The 512-nt window shown below is 59.5% G+C and carries 1 pseudogene; it reads right to left on the bottom strand.

The window, feature by feature from the left end:
- Positions 1-512, bottom strand: a pseudogene (locus tag FDX22_RS22020) (UvrD-helicase domain-containing protein); the annotation flags it as partial.

Raw genomic sequence — 512 nt, 5'->3', positions numbered from 1 at the left:
CCGGTATCGCCCGCCAGCAGGCGGATCCAGGCGTATTGAATGTTGTTGGTGTCCTGGAATTCGTCCACCAGGATATTGGTAAAGCGTTCGCGATAGTGCTGCAGGATATGCGGTTTGTTGAGCCACAGTTCATGGGCGCGCAGTNATCCACCAGCCCGGCGCGATCGCACGCTTCCTGGTAGGCCTGGTAAACCTTCTGCCAGGTTTGCTCGACCGGATTGCCGTAGCTCTGCAAATGGTGCGGGCGCAGCCCTTCGTCTTTCTGGCTGTTGATAAACCACATTGCCTGGCGCGCTGGCCACTGCTTCTCATCGAGGTTCATCGCTTTGATCAGACGCTTCAGCAGGCGCAGCTGGTCTTCGCTGTCGAGGATCTGGAAATCCTGCGGCAGGTTGGCATCCATATGGTGCGCGCGCAGCAGACGGTGCGCCAGACCGTGGAACGTACCCACCCACATACCGCCCTGGCTGGTCCCCATGATCTGACCAATACGGTGGCGCATTTCCGCCGCC

It is taken from the genome of Citrobacter sp. TBCS-14, from assembly GCF_005280805.1.
Classification (GTDB): domain Bacteria; phylum Pseudomonadota; class Gammaproteobacteria; order Enterobacterales; family Enterobacteriaceae; genus Citrobacter; species Citrobacter gillenii.
Note: the sequence above shows the minus strand (reverse complement) of the source record. Positions and strands in the feature narration are given on the sequence as shown.